This window comes from Acinetobacter sp. KAM396, assembly GCF_021602765.1.
GTDB lineage: Bacteria > Pseudomonadota > Gammaproteobacteria > Pseudomonadales > Moraxellaceae > Acinetobacter > Acinetobacter towneri_A.
On record NZ_BPPH01000003.1, the window covers coordinates 1 to 18,082 of the forward strand.

The 18,082-nt window shown below is 38.8% G+C and carries 15 protein-coding genes and 1 pseudogene; 5 read left to right on the forward strand and 11 right to left on the reverse strand.

Annotation, left to right across the window (positions count from 1 at the left end):
- The 4 genes and pseudogenes from L6C30_RS02700 to L6C30_RS02715 all read right to left on the reverse strand — a co-directional run.
- A pseudogene (locus tag L6C30_RS02700) lies at window positions 1-102 on the reverse strand (IS66 family insertion sequence element accessory protein TnpB); the annotation flags it as partial.
- Window positions 103-437: 335 nt separating this feature from the next.
- Window positions 438-1,739, reverse strand: coding sequence for a glutamate-1-semialdehyde 2,1-aminomutase (gene hemL / locus L6C30_RS02705; RefSeq protein WP_236162396.1), 1,302 nt, complete (start codon window positions 1,737-1,739; stop codon window positions 438-440).
- A gap of 57 nt (window positions 1,740-1,796) precedes the next feature.
- Complete coding sequence (thiE, locus tag L6C30_RS02710) at window positions 1,797-2,417, reverse strand: thiamine phosphate synthase (RefSeq protein ID WP_230245115.1); 621 nt, start codon at window positions 2,415-2,417, stop codon at window positions 1,797-1,799.
- Window positions 2,418-3,052: 635 nt separating this feature from the next.
- Complete coding sequence (locus tag L6C30_RS02715) at window positions 3,053-3,436, reverse strand: DUF962 domain-containing protein (protein WP_230245116.1); 384 nt, start codon at window positions 3,434-3,436, stop codon at window positions 3,053-3,055.
- Between the two features lie 241 nt (window positions 3,437-3,677).
- On the opposite strand from L6C30_RS02715, the gene L6C30_RS02720 reads away from it, so the two are divergent.
- Together L6C30_RS02720 and L6C30_RS02725 are read left to right on the forward strand one after the other, a co-directional pair.
- Window positions 3,678-5,144, forward strand: a complete 1,467-nt coding sequence (locus L6C30_RS02720) for a CYTH domain-containing protein (protein WP_230245117.1) — start codon at window positions 3,678-3,680, stop codon at window positions 5,142-5,144.
- 204 nt (window positions 5,145-5,348) lie between these two features.
- Window positions 5,349-6,815: a CHAD domain-containing protein gene (locus L6C30_RS02725; protein ID WP_236162395.1), complete on the forward strand. Its 1,467-nt coding sequence runs from the start codon at window positions 5,349-5,351 to the stop codon at window positions 6,813-6,815.
- A gap of 105 nt (window positions 6,816-6,920) precedes the next feature.
- On the opposite strand, the gene L6C30_RS02730 is transcribed toward L6C30_RS02725, so the two are convergent.
- Window positions 6,921-7,553, reverse strand: a complete 633-nt coding sequence (locus tag L6C30_RS02730) for a hypothetical protein (protein ID WP_019836690.1) — start codon at window positions 7,551-7,553, stop codon at window positions 6,921-6,923.
- A 108-nt stretch (window positions 7,554-7,661) separates the two neighbouring features.
- On the opposite strand from L6C30_RS02730, the gene L6C30_RS02735 reads away from it, so the two are divergent.
- On the forward strand, window positions 7,662-8,063 hold the full coding sequence (locus L6C30_RS02735) for a DUF3144 domain-containing protein (RefSeq protein ID WP_019836689.1): 402 nt from the start codon (window positions 7,662-7,664) through the stop codon (window positions 8,061-8,063).
- A gap of 136 nt (window positions 8,064-8,199) precedes the next feature.
- Entirely contained in the window at window positions 8,200-9,264 is a 1,065-nt protein-coding gene (locus L6C30_RS02740) for an amidohydrolase (protein WP_236162394.1), read from the forward strand.
- Between the two features lie 97 nt (window positions 9,265-9,361).
- Here the strand turns inward: L6C30_RS02740 and L6C30_RS02745 are convergent, their stop codons facing one another.
- The 3 genes from L6C30_RS02745 to L6C30_RS02755 all read right to left on the reverse strand — a co-directional run bounded on the left by L6C30_RS02745 (window position 9,362) and on the right by L6C30_RS02755 (window position 13,931).
- Window positions 9,362-12,154 (reverse strand): pitrilysin family protein, encoded by a 2,793-nt coding sequence (locus L6C30_RS02745; protein ID WP_236163408.1) that lies wholly within the window; start codon window positions 12,152-12,154, stop codon window positions 9,362-9,364.
- A gap of 290 nt (window positions 12,155-12,444) precedes the next feature.
- A complete protein-coding gene (locus L6C30_RS02750) occupies window positions 12,445-13,266 on the reverse strand; it encodes a PhzF family phenazine biosynthesis protein (protein ID WP_236162392.1) in 822 nt (273 codons plus the stop codon).
- A gap of 104 nt (window positions 13,267-13,370) precedes the next feature.
- Entirely contained in the window at window positions 13,371-13,931 is a 561-nt protein-coding gene (locus L6C30_RS02755) for a M23 family metallopeptidase (protein WP_026438049.1), read from the reverse strand.
- A 245-nt stretch (window positions 13,932-14,176) separates the two neighbouring features.
- On the opposite strand from L6C30_RS02755, the gene L6C30_RS02760 reads away from it, so the two are divergent.
- Window positions 14,177-14,962, forward strand: coding sequence for an rRNA large subunit pseudouridine synthase E (locus L6C30_RS02760; protein WP_019836684.1), 786 nt, complete (start codon window positions 14,177-14,179; stop codon window positions 14,960-14,962).
- Between the two features lie 47 nt (window positions 14,963-15,009).
- On the opposite strand, the gene L6C30_RS02765 is transcribed toward L6C30_RS02760, so the two are convergent.
- The 3 genes from L6C30_RS02765 to L6C30_RS02775 all read right to left on the reverse strand — a co-directional run bounded on the left by L6C30_RS02765 (window position 15,010) and on the right by L6C30_RS02775 (window position 18,053).
- Window positions 15,010-15,453 carry a hypothetical protein gene (locus L6C30_RS02765; RefSeq protein WP_236162391.1) on the reverse strand — a complete coding sequence of 148 codons (444 nt, stop codon included), beginning with the start codon at window positions 15,451-15,453 and terminating at the stop codon, window positions 15,010-15,012.
- A gap of 3 nt (window positions 15,454-15,456) precedes the next feature.
- Entirely contained in the window at window positions 15,457-16,236 is a 780-nt protein-coding gene (locus L6C30_RS02770; RefSeq protein WP_227515194.1) for a PD-(D/E)XK nuclease family protein, read from the reverse strand.
- A gap of 113 nt (window positions 16,237-16,349) precedes the next feature.
- Complete coding sequence (locus L6C30_RS02775; RefSeq protein WP_236162390.1) at window positions 16,350-18,053, reverse strand: M61 family metallopeptidase; 1,704 nt, start codon at window positions 18,051-18,053, stop codon at window positions 16,350-16,352.
- Between the last annotated feature and the right edge of the window lie 29 nt (window positions 18,054-18,082).

The following is an 18,082-nucleotide window of genomic DNA, read 5'->3' on the forward strand; positions in this document are numbered from 1 at the left end:
AGGATTTTTGCAGGCATTGACAATACTGAGTTTGAATTCTTTGCTGTATGTTCTGCGTTTTTTAGCAACAGGAGGTGTTGCTGAATATATATCCATGTTCATGGATTAAGTCCCCACTTGTTTTTAGGTGGGAACTAAATTAAGGCTTATAGGATCGCTTGGTAAGGCTGTGTTAGCCGGATGCTTACGAAAAATAAAATGAAATCATAGTGCAAGATAGTTGCACAACAAAGCCGTTCTGAAGCTATATCTTTGATGGCGGGAGCAAATGAAGTAATAGGATTCATATTTAGTTTGACCAGGCTATTTTAGTGTTTAACAAGACGCTGATCTAAGCCTTTGATATTAAATTGAAGAGCATGTCTTCAATTTAACCTAAAGCATAGATATTGTGGAGATATCTATGCCTTTTAGGATAGTGTTAACCAAAAGTCAAATTACGCCTTCATTTCCGCAAATGTTTCTTTTGCAGCTTGAATGGTGTAGGCAATATCTTCATCAATATGCGCAGATGAAATAAAACCTGCTTCAAAAGCAGATGGTGCCAAGTTCACACCACGTTGCAACATTCCGTGGAAGAATTTACGGAAAGCATCAACATCGCATCTCAGCATAGAATCAAAACTGGTGATGTCATCTTGGTCAGTAAAATACAAACCAAACATCGCACCGACTTGTTGCGTCTTGAATGGGATACCTGCTTCATTTGCCGCAGCTTGTAAGCCTGCCAACAATTTTTCCAGTTGCGCAGTTAAGTTTTCATAAAAACCTTCGGCGCGTAAATGTTTAAACATTTCAATTCCCGCACGCATCGCCAATGGGTTACCCGACAAAGTACCTGCTTGATACACTTTACCTAATGGCGCAATACATTCCATGATTTCGCGTTTACCACCAAATGCACCTACTGGTAAGCCTGCACCAATAATTTTACCAAGCGTGGTCAAGTCTGGTTTAACATTATAATGTGCCTGAGCACCGCCCAAGCCAACACGGAAACCAGTCATCACTTCATCAATAATAAAGACTGAACCGTGTTCATCACAGACATTACGAATCTCTTGCAAGAAACCATCAATCGGTTTAACCAAGTTCATGTTGCCCGCAACAGGTTCAACAATCACCCCTGCAATTTCAGCACCAAACTTTGCAAAACATTCTTTTAAGGTGGCGATATCGTTATAGGGCAAAGTCAGCGTGTGTTTGGCAAAATCAGCAGGAACACCTGCAGAAGTTGCTTCACCTTCGCCGCTGGTTAAAAGGCCAGAACCTGCTTTGACCAACAGCGAATCTGAGTGTCCATGATAACAACCTTCAAACTTAACGATTTTGTCACGGCCTGTATAACCACGCGCTAAACGAATTGCAGTCATGGTTGCTTCTGTACCTGAGTTGGTCATACGAACCAATTCAATGGAAGGCATAATTTCGCAAATAATATCGGCCAAAGTCGTTTCATGCACCGTTGGCGCACCAAAACTTAAACCATCTTCAGCTGCAGCTTGCACCGCCTGAATAATGGCAGGATGGGCATGGCCTAAAATCATTGGCCCCCAAGAACCTACATAGTCAACATAGCGTTTGCCATCGACATCATACAAATAAGCACCTTTGGCTTTTTCAATAAATACAGGGGTACCGCCCACCCCGTTAAATGCGCGTACAGGTGAATTCACCCCACCTGGTATATGTTTATTGGCTTGTTTAAACAACTGTTCTTGCTTTGGAGATAAGCTCATGGAGGCACTCAACTTAAAAAATAAAATAAAATTAGCTGTCTGCTTTAAGCTTCTGCTTTAAGCTTCTGCTTTGAAAAGTGCAGACCAATCATAAACACGCTGTGCAACAGTATGCATCGGACGTCCTAATATATCACTTATCACTGCACATAAATCGGCACCTGCATCAATGACTGGCTGACTGTTTTCAACAGTTAAACCGCCAATCGCGCAAATTGGTACATTGAGTTGTTGCTTCGCCTGTGTGAGTGTGTCTAATGTGAGTGTACTTGCCTCTGGTTTAGTTTCAGTTGCATAGACTGCGCCAAAAGCCACGTAGTTTGCACCATCGGCAATGGCTTTTTTTGCCAATTCAATCGAGTTATTACAACTACGACCAATCAATACATCTTGAGGTAAGCGTGCAACTGCTTCAACAATAGAGCCATCCTCTTGCCCTAAATGCACACCAACACCATATTTCACGGCAGTTTCAAGATCATCATTAATCACAAATGGCACTTTGTATTGATCACACATCGATTTCATATATTCGATTTCGTATGCCTGCTGAGCTTGAGGCACATTTTTACGGCGATATTGCAACACCGCGACTTCATAAGTTGCCATCGCCCCTTCTAGTTTTGCCAAAAGCAGTTCGATAGGATCATCATTGGTAATCAGATATAAACCGCGCATAATCTCAGCCACAAATAATACAAGGTCTGCATTATTACATATTCAAGCGACATACGTCAGAACCTCAGGCTTAGCAAGTTTACTTATAGGGGCTCAATAAGCTTCTATTTTGTTTGGGTTTTATTATGTCAAAATGTTAAAAATACCAAATTCCAGTGATAGCGCTAAAAGCTAGATTTAGCTTTAATTGAACTGCGCAAAACAAGAACTGTAACCAGTTCAATAAGATATGGATCTTAAAATCCATATGGGTGACTACAGCGAATAACGACATATTTATGTTACCCATTTAGACACATGATCATTTGTGCCAGAGCGCATGTGGGGGTGCGACAAATGATCATGTGTCTATATTTTTATAACTTACTTTAAGTAATCTACTTACCATATATTCTTGCTTAAAGATGAATGATTTCTGATTTAACGCAACTTGAAATTTTTCGCATAAAAAAAGCCTAGAGAAAGGTCACTCTAGGCTTGGAAAGTCACAAACTTTTATTACTCAATTTGATGACACATTATTAGAATATCCACTCTATCATTTCAACAAAAAATTAATTTTATTTAAACATTTTTTATGAAAATAATCACATATCGCTTACTTTTTGCCTAAACGGTATAACTAAGCACTCAATTCAACTTGGAATTTTATCTTTAGCGCGATCTTGTAAACTTAAATGACCACGCAAAACATCGGCAAACATCCGCCAATCTGAAATAAAACTATACACAGGTTGTTTAAAACTGGCAGGTTTATTTTTTTCAAAGATAAAATGTCCAACCCATGCACAGGCATAGCCTGCCATCAAACCATACAGTATATATTTGGCTTTTTTCTGTCTTATGGCTTTGCTGACACAATATAAACCAATACTGCTGCCAACAACGTGCAAACGACGACTCATGATGTTGCGGTGTTCAGTTAAATAAAAACGGTAAAATGTTGAATAATCCTGAATTGGCGATTCAAACTTAGGCTCTGGAGTTGGCTCAAATTCGGGCTTTAATGCTGCGTTCATGTTCATCATCCTGATGTTTATAAATTTGAATTATTTTTGCTACGCTCAACGACACTTTAAACTAAGCCAAAATAAAAACCAAACACTAAAAAGCCAAGGTCAAGTCTTACTTCTTGATATATTTTGGTTACAATCAAACGCACTTTTGCAAAACCTTGGTTCTGCAATTTTCACAAATTTATAATACCAATTTGTTTGCCATTGCTTTGGCACTACATGCTTTACGTTCAGGATATTTTTCATGGTCGAAGTTGAATTAAAATTTCAAATTCCAGTCGCACGTCGCACTGCACTACTCAAAACTTTAGACCCGAAAAAATCGACCCAAACTCCTTTAAAAGCACGCTATTTTGATACATCTACACACAGCTTGGCTCAGCATGGCACGGCGTTAAGACTGCGTTTAGAAGGTGAGCTATGGGTACAAACTTTAAAAGCGGCAGGTCAAAGTCATTTTCATAGTTTTGAACATAACCATCCGCTTGCACCAATTGAAACTCCAGATACCCCACCACAACTTGATCTGCAAATTTATCAAAACATTCCCGAAGCACAACAATTGCTAAATCAAGCTTTGGGGCAAAATTGGGATCAGTTAAAACTACAGTTTGAAACTGATATTCAACGTACCTCACGACTGATGAGCGTTGGAGATACTGATATTGAAATCAGTTTAGATGTGGGCCACATTCGTTGTGCAGATGCCGAAGTTGAAGTACATGAGGTTGAATTTGAACTGAAACAAGGTTCAATTCAGCAATTACTGGCTTTTAGTTTTGAGTGGGTGAAAAAATTTCATTTATGGTTAGATGTACGCAATAAAGCTGAAATTGGACATTTGCTTTCGGTGAAGCAAAAAGTCAGCCCTGCGGCTCAAAGCAAAGAATTTCAATTCAGTAAAAAAGATCATGCAGACCAAAATTTACGCCTGTTAATTGCTCAACAATTACAGCATTTATTGCCCAATATTGCCGCAATTTCTGCACAAGTTGCCGAGCAAAGTCATCTTGATCAGGCACAGCTTGCTTTGCAGCATTTACAACTAACATTGTGCTTATTTAAAGATTGGTCGAAGCAATTAGGCGACAAATGGGCCATGCAAATTGCAGCATTTAAACAACATTTTGATCACTTGCAGCATTTAGAACACATGCAAGCCACACTCGGCGCGTTTTTACAAAACCCGACGACTGCAGAAAATCTAAAAAAAGATACCCTATACGCCCAAGAAAAATTGGTCAATTTAGTCCGTTCAACGCAAAATGTGCATCACTATTTAGAATTATTGATGTTTAGTTTAGCCGCGAGCGATCACTCGGGTTTAGACTTAAAAACTGCCGCACAAAAGACATTGCAACAGCAATATAAGCAGTTACATGAACAATTACAGCACAGTGATATTCACGATTTTGAAAGTTTAGATCAACTGGCTTTGCGTATTCAGGAGCTAAAATTCAGCTTCCCAATTTTGACGCATATTTATGATGTAAAAAATTTGCAGAAATACAGTAAAGCTTTGAATGATGCCCAGCTTGCAGCACAGGAATATCAAGTGTTGGCATCTTCTGCCGCATATATTCAACAAACTGAATTGGAAGCGAGCGACTGGTTTATTTTGGGTTGGCTAACAGCAAAACAAGAAGTGTATGCACAGCGTATATTGGAAGCGACCGAACAATTTATGGTGAGCCGTAAATTCTTAAAATAAGTTCCTTTAATATCTTCAAAACACACGCTGAAAATACTGCAATACAACGGCAGCCTTGTGAATATTCATTCGGCTGTTTTAAATTAAAAACTGAATACAAATTATTTTCTTTTTCAAGCTTTTGTTCACAGTTCTCTCCTTGTTCATTTATGGATTTACACTATAGTTAAGAGAACGTATCTTTTTTCATCGAGGGAATTCCCGATGTCTGAAATAGAGTTGAAGTTTCAAATTCCACATAATTATCGTGCGGCATTCGAAATAGCATTTAAAAAGAACAAACTGGTTCAACAACAACGTTTATGGGCTAAATATTATGATAGTCCTGACCAGCACTTAGCCAAGCAACGCATTGCCCTGCGTCAGCGTTTAGAGGGCGATATTTGGCGACAAACATTAAAAGCCCCTAGTCCACAACATTATGAACGCTTTGAGCTTGAACATGAGTTAGGACATGATGCGCCTGAATTGTGTGATTTGGCATGTTATGAAAATCATAAACAAGCTCGGAAGATTTTAAAAAAGGCTTTAGATGGTTCAGAAGTCAATTTAACTCTGCAGTTTGAAACCGATGGTTTACGCTACAGTCAATTGGCACATTATAAAAACAGCCAAATTGAAGTTGCTTTTGATTTAGGTGAAATCCGCCAAGGTAAAAATTCGATTGAAATTTACGAAGTTGAGTTTGAACTGAAACAAGGTGAAATTGTAGATTTAATTGCTTATATTCAGCCGTGGATTAAAAAATATCATTTATGGCTCGACACACGTAGTAAATCGCAGCGTGGCAATATGCTGTATAACAATGAAACTATGATTCCTGTACAACAGCAAAGTGCCTTGCAATTGCAACACCCCGAAAATATACATGAGTTGTTGACGCAAATTACTCAGAATTGTTTGGCACACTTGCTGCCAAATGCAACTGCGATTGCCAGTCAAGATTATGCCAGTGGGCATGTGCATCAAGCACGTGTTGCAATTCGACGTTTACGCAGCGCCTTAAAAATCTTTGCTGAATATGATGCGCTGGCAAATCACAATTGGGAAAGTCAATTGGCTACCCTCTTTCAGCAGTTAGGTTCGACCCGCGATCAAGATGCTTTGCGTGAAAGTCTGATTCCACAACTTGAAAACGCAGGCTCACCTATTACTGAGCTACCCCCTACAGCATCTGAAAATATTGCGATTGATGCAATTTTCCGTTCACCGAGCACAACCTTATTACTGTTACAACTTATGAGTTTTGCACATTCAGCGGCGGTTACAGACGCAGAATCAAAACCATTGAAAAAAGTGTTACGTAAACGCTTGCAGAAATTGCATCAACAAATTTGTGATGATGCAGGTCATTTCCAAACCTTAGATGTGGACTCTAAACACCGCACGCGTAAGCGTGTGAAACGCTTACGCTATACCGTAGAATTTGTGAGCAATTTATTTGCAGAAGATGATGTCAAAACATATTTAAAAACTCTAAAACCATTACAGGAAACTTTAGGACATTTTAATGATTTGATGGTGGCACAAGGTTTATTCGAAAGTCATACCCAAGCGGAACCGAAAACATGGTTTGTATTGGGATGGATTGCGTCTGAAGAGCGTCATATTTCCATACAGATTGAACAGGATTTACAGCAGTTTGCTGAAAGTCAGCCTTTTTGGTCTTAGTTAAAATGTGATCATCAAATAATGAGCACATTTAAGCTCAACACCGATTCATTTCATGTTGAGCTTTTTTATATTTAATCTTAATATTGCACACTTTCTAAAAGCTTAACGATATTTACCAAACACTTTCCATGTTTGGTTATCCGCTAAAGGGTCTTGATAACTGTCACTGCGCTGCTTACGTGGCTTATCGCGCGCATCGACCAGTTCAAAATGCGGTTCAACACTTAACACAATACCATTCACATAAAAACGGGTGCGCGTGTAATCACTTTGTCCATGTTGAAACACATAAGTACGCAGATCAATAAACTCACGATGTGCCACCAGTGCTGCACTTTCATCACTGTCTAACCAACGCTGCATGACTTGAATTTCCTGCGGTTCAAATTGCCCGCATTTTTCGATCAGGCTAGCAATTCCCCGAAAAGTTTTCGATTCTTTAGCACGGGTTTTATTGACTCGAATCCGATCGACATGAAAATAAAACAAGGGCAAGTTCAAATGACTGGGTAAATGCACGGCATCAATGACTTCATCTTGCATAAAAGGTTGAAATAAATCCTGTGCGCGTTCAATCAACCCTGTCCATTGCTTATAGTATTCTGCCACTTCTGCGCGTGTTCCATAATAAATCGGCAAGCCTTCAACATGTGCAAGTTGTACGGGTGGCCAAATATTTTGACGTAGTAAAGCAATGTCACTTTTTAAACTTTGAACCGCAATTGCATCTTGCATCAACCACTCCAATTTTGCTTAGGCTATTTTTAGCTTAAGGCAAAGGTTTTGTTTCTGCAAGGCTTTGCCTATAATGAAACATTCAGATTTTTAGCTTAGGAACAATTCATGGTTCAAAAGATTGAAGCAACCGATGTAACCGAAGAAGAAGCATTAAATGCGGCTTTTTTTGAACGTGCCGATGAATTTATTAAACAGGCCAATGGCTTCTGTCATTTTGAAAAAGGCTCTACAGTAAAACCCGCTGAAATTCGTGGTCAGGTCAGTGCTGCCATGTTGTTCGCTACAGCGCGTTTTAATACTTGGGTCGCTGCCAATAACTTTAAAGATGGCAATGAAATGCGCGATGCCAAAGATCAGGTGATGTCGTATATTTTGCAGCAATTTCAAATGATGCTAGAAGATAACTACGACGAATACTGCGAACAGTTTGAAAACTATTTGCGCTTCCGTCATAACGAAGAGTTTCATACCAATAAACATGATCATTCACACGATCACGAACATTAAGTTCTGCATAAAAGCCCTATGGGGCTTTTTTAATGCGCTAGTTTTCCAATTTGTAGTTTTTCGATCAATACCCTTCCCTTTTGCAACGTGATGGCTTTGAATAGTGAAATAACAGCGTTATAAAAACAGGATGATTATGCAGAATCTAGGATTTGCACTTATTGATGCACATATTCATCAGTGGGATCCCTATAACACGCCGCACAGCGCACGGCTTGCTGTTAAGCTTTTGGGCAAGCATCCCAATTTGCTGGATAAAACCATTCGCATGATAAAACCAAAAACACTCATTGAAACTTTAGGACGCACCGAGCAGTTCACATCGCGCTATTTACCTGAGCATTATGCCCGTGACTTAGGTTTTTATACGGCTGAAAAAGTCGTGCATATTGAAGCCAATTGGCACAACCATAAAGGCAAAGGCGTAGTTGGTGAAACCGAATTTATAGAAAGTCTGGATTTTAAAAATAATGGTTTGGCTTTGGGCGCGATTGTCGCCACTGCAGACCCGCGCGATTCTAATTTTAAGAAAATTCTCAAATTACATCACAAAGCTTCTCCGCATTTTCGCGGAATTCGTAAAATGGCAGCCGTGCATGAAGATCGTGGGATTTTTGCTTGGGCAGACGAACCACACTTATATCGGAACAAAAAGTTTCTAAAAGGTTTTGAAGCTTTGGCGCAATATAATTTAAGTTTTGATGCATGGACGTATTCGACCCAATTGGGTGATGTCTTGGCATTGGCCAAACAATTTCCAGAAACTTCTATTGTGCTTGACCATTTGGGCACACCAGCAGGACTGTTCGGGCAAGTTGGCACACATACAGGCGTGACCAAAACAGCACGAGAAAATATTCTATTTCGTTGGCAAGAAGATATTGCCGAGTTGGCACACTGCCCAAATGTTTACAGTAAAATTTCAGGGTTATTTATGCCTGTTTTAGGTCATCAATTTCACTTGCAAAAACGTGAAGCCTCAAAACAGGAAATTATAGATTTAACTGCACCACTGATTCAGCATGCCTTACAAAGCTTTGGAATATATCGGTTGATGTTTGCCTCAAATTTCCCAATGGATCGGGTGAGCACGTCTTTGGTCAATTTAATTGATGCAACCAGTGATATTGTTGCGGCTTATCATCCAAATGCTTTGCAGCAAGTGTTTCATCATAATGCCAAACAGTTTTATCGTTTATAAAGCTTTAGCCAATTGAGCATGTAGACAAAGCTTACATACAACAAAAACGCATCAAAATAGATGCGTTTTTCTATCTACTCAAAATTAAATTGAATCTTTATTTAGACTGCGGCTTTAACGGCAGCACCTCAACATTGGCTTGACCATATTGATCTGCTGCTACTTCAAGCAGATGCTCCAAACGTAAATATTTCTGAATCACAGCATCTACATCGGCTTTAGTGAGTTTTGCTAATGCTTGATCACGTCGTTCACGATAGCGTAAATCACGACCTTGTTCTAATTGTGGCACCAACATACGGTGGATACTGCGTTCATCTTCCAATGCAGTCACACGCTTTTTCAAAATATCGGCTTTTGCAGCTTCCACTTCTTGCAAACTAACACCATCACGGCGCAAATCCTGCAACACTTTATGCACTGCCTGTGACACTTGAGCCGACTTGCCTGCACTGTATTGCGCAGAAATACTGAGCGCACCCGATGGTTCAAATTCACTTAAACTCAAACCACTACTAAAACCATAAACCAATGCATTTTTTTCACGTAATTCTTGCGCCAAACGTGAAGACAACTGCGATTCGCCCAAAATATAACTCAGCACCATCATGGCAGGTGTGTCAGGATGATTCAGGCCCAAAGGTAAGGTCAATAAACTTTGATAACTACCAAATTCGCGCTGTTCTGCTAATACATGCAACTTTTTCGCAGGATATGCCGTATAGGCTGAATCTAAGCGTTGATAGGCTTCCGTATTACGCGATTGTCCTAAACGCTGAACTAAAGTTTTTTTGATTTGTTTCGGATCAAACTCACCTGTAATGGCAATATGCGCATGATTCATAGCAAAAAATTGACGATATAACTGCTGCACCTGCGCTTGAGTTGCAGCTTGTAATTGTTGCTTCGCAAATTCAGGCTCGAAGTGATAGCGTAAATCGCCTTGCGGGTAAATTTCAATTAAACGCGCCATAGTCAAAGCTGCTACAGTTTCAGGCTCGGTATAAGGTCGTTCTAAACTGGATAAACTTTGAGATCGAATTAAATCAAACTGACTTTGCTCAAAACTTGGGTTTTGCATGACATCTAAAACAAAGTTAAAAAAAGCATTAAACTTTTCTTTTTTTGCCACAATTTGAATATGAATCGCATTGGCATCGGCTTGGGCAAATGCTGAACCACCTGCAGCAATTGACTGATCGGCAATGTCTTGCAAGCTATGCTCTTGAGATGCACGCAGCAGCAAATACGCGGTTAAATCTAAAATTTCGCCCTGCTTAAATAATGATTGTGCCGTACCAAAATTCACCGAAATGGTGGCATAAGTTTTATCATCCCGTGTTGCAGTTGGAAATAATGCATATTTGGCACCATTTTTTAAGCTGCCACGCTGAATCTTTTTTTCATTTTGAATCAAAGCTTGTTTAGATTTTTGCACATAGTCTGTCACTTCTTGCTGATAACTTTGCACATCTTTCAAAGGTGCAACAGGTGCATCTTGCTGGTCTAAAGTTTTTGCTAGATTTGGATTATTTTTTGCTGTGAGTGCCTGTTTTTGATCTTCAGGTGTGGGTTGAATATCGCCAATGACCCGATGCTGTGCAGTGAAAAACTGTTTTAAACGCTGATTCAGTTCATCTGCATTTAACTGTTGAATACTATTCAAATCACGCCAATATTGTGTCCAATCACCCTGATACGCCACAGCATAATCACTCAAGCGACCACCCAAAGCCACCGCATCATTCATCACACTGTCTGCCTGATTTTGAATCAAGTTTTTCGCACGTTGTAACTCGGCATCATTAAAGTTCTTTGCCTGTTCGATGCTTTGGTTCAAGCCAGCTTGTACTTGCTTAGCGTCATGATTGGGCGCATACAACGCCCCCATCAGCACCAAATTAAAATCTTGATCTAACCAAGTGCTGGACTGCACCATCGTACTTTTGCCTGTTTCTACCAGTGTTTGATACAAATGCCCACTCGGTTGCAACGTATGTAAATAAGGTGACAGCACCAAAGCGGTTTTGATCTTTTCGTCATTGCCATTTAAATACAGATTAAACTTGGCCAGTTGACTGCCCTTTTGCACCACAAAATTACGTTGCTGAATTTTATTACTGTCTAATCGTGGCACCTGTACCTGTTTGGGAATTTGCCGTGCAGCAATTGGACTAAAATGTTGATCAATTTGTTTTAACACCGCTGCCTGATCAAACTTGCCTGTCATCACTAAAATAGCATTATTAGGCGCGTACCATGTGCGGTAAAATTGATTTAACTCCTGCATTTTAATGGATTGTAGCTCGTTTAAATCGCCAATCGGTAAGCGTCCAAAATACTGATTGCCATAGGCCGATTTCCACACCTGATCTATCAAGACTGAAAACGGTTGATCCATACGCACTTCACGTTCACGCTTTACAATCGCAATTTCGGCAGGCACATATTTTTCCTGCATGACCAACTTATCCATGCGTTCCGCTTCAAGATAAATCATCTCATTGACTGCGCGAGTTTCAGGACGAATGATGTTGGTGTATTTAGTCGAATAATAGTCGGTGCTGGCATTGTGCATTAAACTATATTGATCTAAACGGCGCTGAAATTCCTCGGCAGGTACATTTTCTGTACCTTTAAATGCCAAATGTTCCAACAAGTGTGCCAAACCACCTTTGCCTTGGGGATCATTCAATGAACCCGTTAAATACACCATATTCATAAAGACTTTATTTTCTTTTTGATTGGGTGCCAAAATGACTTTTAAGCCATTATCAAGTTGATATTCTTGTATTTCTTGCTGAGATTTTACTAAAACTGGCTGGGCGAAAACCACGCCATTGAATGCCAGTACACATAAAGGTAAAGTGAGGGTTGTAAAACGTAGCAACTTCTTTTTCCCGATTAATTTCATTCTATTTTTGATTTGCCATCGAAAATGGCAATTTTCAAATTGAGCGCAACAGCATACCAAGCTGCGATTAAAGCAACCGTAAAAATTTGCAAAATATATGATTTAGACCAAGCAAAACGAGCAAACTACTCTCATCTCAGCTTTTTTTCCAATATAAAGAAAGATGAAAACTCAATATGACAAAAATAAAGTAATGATCAATCGTAAATTTGACTAAGCATTTGATCAATTTTAAAGCATGAAAGAAGTCTAATGCAGTATCTAGTTTAAATCATGATTTCGCCCTGCAAATATAGCTGTGCATAACCTGAAATTTCGATACGACCATTAGGTAAAATTTTGCAATACAGTACGCCACCTCGGGCTGAAGCCTGATAAGCCACAAGTTCAGTTTGCTGCAATTTTTCTGCCCAAAATGGTGCAATTGCTGTATGAATTGAACCTGTAACAGGGTCTTCAGCAATGCCCATAGCAGGTGCGAAATAACGCGATACACAGTCATACTGTGCATTTTTAGAAGCAGTAATCGCTACATCAACACTCGACTGTGCTGTGATAGCTGTACGCAATTGTCCCAATTGTTTTAATAATTCAAGATTCGGCTGTTCATTTAGCACATCTTGTACCGATTCATACTCCACAATATAAGCTTGCGCATTGATATAGACATTTTTAAATGGTTTAGTCAAAGCTTGGCGTAAAATATCGGGATAATCTTCAACTTCCTGGGCAGCGCGTATCGGGAAATTCATGCAAATTTTGCCATCTTGCTGTTGCTGAACTGTAAAAATTCCCAGATTTTTCACATGAAATTGAATTGTCTTTGCCTCGGTAAAATCCTTAAATAAAACAAAGCTGCTAGCAAGTGTTGCATGACCACAAAAATCGACTTCTGTTGTGGGGGTAAACCAGCGGATTTCAAAGTTTTCCGCATCTATCATTTTGACAAAAGCGGTTTCGGACAGATTATTTTCCAATGCGATATTTTGCATTAAATCATCAGCTAACCATGTTTTACTCACAAGCACGGCGGCGGCATTGCCTTTAAACAATTCATGGCTGAAAGCATCAACTTGGTAAATTTTCATGATTAATTGGTTTGTCCTAAAAATAATGACGGCTACCTAATATAAATAGGCTTGAAACATAAATGCTAAAAATATGTGATATTTATAAAATATTAGAGCTGAGGTTAGCGTGAACTTGCTAGTAAATATGGATAAGGATTCACAGCCCCATGCCCGCGTAAATAAATGCCATAATGCAAATGTGGTGGCGTGTTTTGGGCATTGCCTGACGTGCCAACAAAACCAATGACTTCACCAGCTTCTACCCAGTCTCCCACATGAATATGTTCGGCATAATCATCAAGGTGTGCATAATAATGTTGGCTTAATGCAGGCCCAGTAATCCAAATGACTTTTCCACCTAAGCGGTCTAAACCAATTTTATGCACAATGCCATCTGTCGCCGCAATGACGGCTGTCCCACGCACCGCAAAAATATCAGTCCCCTGATGCTTTCGCCCTTCACTGCGTGCTGCACCCCAGGTATCTTGTATTTGAGCAATATTCACACCTTTCACTGGAATTTGTAGTGGAGTCACTGTGAGTTCAGTTTGTTGCAATTTCCAATATAAATACGGGGTTTGAATTCCTGCAGACTCGCCAGACACGGGTGGCTGACATGCACAGAGCAAAGCTAGCATTGAAAAGCTAAAGATTAGTATAAAGCACCAACGAGCTTGTTGCATAACATCCTAATTTATATTCATACACGTTTATCTTAATTTTATGCATTATAGATGCCTAGTCTGTTTCTGTAGTTTAATGCACACACAAAAAAATAATTGTCTTTAAGCAATACTTTCCCCTATTCTTATCGCATAATAGACCCATCTCAAACGCACTGTATTTGCGATTTAATTGGAAATCGCCCGTTTTTCCTTTTAAATACTCTCAATTTTCCCAATTTGTTGAATTTAAAGAAGCATTTCTTATGAAAATCGTCATCTTAAATAAACCATATGACGTTCTCTCTCAATTCCGTGAAGATGAAAAACATCTCACCATGTCGGCTTTTGTAGATGATCCAGACTTACGTTTAGCTGGGCGTTTAGATATGGATTCGGAAGGCTTGGTATTTTTGACTGATCATGGCGGCTTGAATCAGTTTATTACCAATCCAGCCAATAAAAAATACAAAACCTATTTGGTTCAAGTCGATGGTGATGTCACTGAAGATGCCTTAGCACAATTGCGTAAAGGCGTGGAACTGAAAGATGGAATAACTTTGCCTGCGCAAGCGTATAAAGTTGATGAGCCTGAATGGTTGTGGGAGCGTGATCCTCCTGTACGTTTCCGTGCTTCTGTACCTACTTCGTGGATTGAAATTTCAATTTGTGAAGGTCGCAACCGCCAAGTACGTCGTATGACGGCTGCGGTTGGTTTTCCAACTTTGCGTTTAATTCGTACCAAAATTGGTTCAATTGATTTAGTGCAGTTGGGTTTACAACCCGGTGAAACCAAAGAAATTGAACCGTTGTTGTATCCTGATTTTAAAGATGTGCCCGCTGCTGAACCGTATCGCTCGCGTTCTTATGTGAAAAAACCTGGTGGTACGGGTGGCAAGCCAATCCATCAAAAGAAAAATAAAGATGGTACGCCTAAGAAAAAATCAGGTACGCCACGTATTTGGCAAATGGAAGAAAGTGAAAAACCACGTCGTAAGACCAATGGTACCACACGTCCTAATACCAAAAGCCGTGGACGTCGGGCGCGTTAAATAAAAAGGAATAAGCTCACTCATTATGGTGGGCTTATTCCATTATTTTAAAGGAGTTCAGACTCTAGTATTTGAATATACTTTGGTAAATCCTGCTCTATAAGTTCACGAAACTTTTCAGTCAGAATTTTTCTCAATTTTTCTGTATCCCCACTTTCTATAAAATCACCAATATCATTTTCAGACAAAATTAATTTCTGAAATGACTGATGCCATTTAGGCTGTAAATTCTTGTCAACACGATTAAAAAAACTTTTATGTTTGCGGTATATTTCAAAAAGCCTTTCACGAACTTCTTGTTCACCTGCTCCAATTTTTAAATCAAAATTAACAACATGATTTCTTATATTGAACTCATACAAATAAATAGTATTATTTTCTAAATTTCCATGCTTTGGAAATAGACCTTTATCCTTTAATTTCTCAATATTTTTATGCAAAAATATTGGTTGAAAGCGGACATAAGTTTTATTACTGTTATAAGGTAACAATAACTACTCTTGCTCGATAAGTTCACGTAAAATATTTCCAATTTCACTTGTATCATTTGGGGTACTATATTTAAAAACTAAATCGAAAGCAGACTTATATCTCTTATAGAGTTTTTTTGCGATATCTTCAATTTCTTTATTTTCATTCAACATAGATTTTAACGTCTGTAAATATTGCTCAAGAACAAATTTGGTTTTTTCAGCCAAATTAGCTGATTGTTTTAGGATTTTTTGTTCAATCAGCTTACTAATATGACCATAATTTAACTGAACATAATGTTTTGAATCTTGATCATTAATATTTTGATCTTCCAAAGACAAATAAATATAAATCTTATGTTTATAATCAGGATAACTTGTTTCAATAATATTTCTATATTTTCTAAGCTGACCTTTTCCTTCTCCAGAGTATATTTTATTTTCAATCATCATACAAAATTCATTCTTTTTAGATAAAAACAATAAATCTATATTTTGCATTTCCCTATGAATTACGAGGTCATCAAAATCTAAGTGAACAAAATCAAAAACAGATAAACCTGACTCATTACCTAAATTTTGAAATTCATTTTCTTTAAAATATAATTTTATAAACTCTTTTAATACAAAATCTCCTAATTTATGAGTTTCTGCAGGATCAAACAGCCATGCTAAAAAATTTGAATGCTGTAATTCTCTGTGTGAAACTCTTAAAATTTCCATAAGATTGACTTCTTCATTTACTAAATTCTGCAAACTATTGAAGTCATCATCTAATATCAGCTCTTTTAACTGATATTCCACCTCATTTCTCATAATTTAAGCCTTGGTCCCTCTTAAGCATTACACTTAGTTACTTTCTTAATATTTTTATTAAAAGTAAACCGATGCAAAAGCATCGGTTTACATTTTTATGATCAGCCTTTCAACCACTGCTCTACTTTTGCCTGATCTGTAACATTTAATACCACTTCTGGCAATTCAATCTGCGCAGCATTTAGCTCAAAAGCCATCAACTCATCACGGCGGAAAGCATGAACAGTATAAATTGCATCCTGTTTGGCATATCGCTCAAGGGATTTTACCGTAGCTTTTAAACCATCAATCGCAATAATCACATCATGCGCAGAAAGCCCCGCTTTTACCGCTGAACCCTCACGATGGGCAGCTTGTACCAACACCCCTTCAGGTTTATCTGCCAATTTTAAACCAAACGGCAAAGACTTATCCTGTTTTAGCTGATAATCAACGCCAAATTCAGGCAATAACTGATCGAGCGGCAATTCATCAGTCGTGTTAATTAAATGATGGATTTGCTCCGACCAATCATCTCCTGTCAATTCTTTACATAATTCAAAGATAGTGCGCTCATGCACTTGAATGCCCTGTTGCGCATTGGCATACAATTTCTGCATTAAGGCATCTAAGCTTGAACCACGTAAGCGCAAGCCCAAATCTAAACATAAAGCCACCAAACAGCCTTTATTATAGTAGCTGGTTCCTGCATTGTTCGAGTTTTCATCTTGACGATAGAACTTAACCCAAGCATCAAAACTGGATTCTGCCACCGTTTGAATCGCACGACCCGGGTTTTGCAAATAACGATCAATCTGAGCTTTGAGCAGCTCCAAATAAGCCGCTTGATCTATCACACCGCTGCGTAGCAATAACAAATCATCGTAATAAGACGTAAAGCCTTCAAAAATCCACAATAGTGAGGTATAGCCTTCCTGATTCAGGTCATAATTCACAAAATTTTCAGGACGAATGAATTTCACCAACCAACTGTGAAAATACTCATGGCTGCACAGACCTAAAAAGCGCTGATAATCTTTAGAGGGTTGTTCAGACTCGTTAGCTTTCGGTAAATCATCACGCGGTGTAATTAAACTGGTACTGTTCGGATGTTCTAAGCCACCATAGCTATTGCCTGTTGCCATGGTCATAAAGGTATAGTTTGCAAATGGCGCAGAACCAAACATAGCAATTTGTGTGGCACAAATTTTTTCAATATCTTGCTGCATACGTGCAGCATTCATTGCATGTTTACCCGAAACCACAAATTCATGTGGAATATCTGCTGCGGTAAAACTAAAACGAGTTTGTTCTGCCAATTCAAACGGTGCATCAATCAATTCGGCATAGTTTTTGGCTTTTAAGGTATAACGCCCTTTTACCAAACTTTTTGCAGTCAAACCTGTTGCAAGCTGAAAATGCTTCAGCTCATCTGGTAAAAATATTTCAACTTCAATGGCTTTATCTTCTTGTCCATCTAAGCCCAAACAGGCACAGGCAGGATTGACATATAAACGCGTCTGATCGACATAAGCGCCACGCACCGACAAATCATAAGCGTAGACATCATATTCCACCGTAATCAATTCATGATCGGTATTAAATAAGCGCCATTTATTCTTTTCAAATTTCTGAATTTTGAGGATACGCCCTGCTTCATCATAAGCACGGACCGATTCAAGATGTTTGGAGAATTCACGGATTAAATAGCTGCCTGGAATCCAAGTAGGTAGTGATAAAACCTGAGTAGGATTAGCCAAAAAACGCACGGTGACATGCATAAGATGCTGACGATAATCGTCAAATTCGATTTGATAATGCAACATAATGGGCAATACAAAATGTATAAATAAGA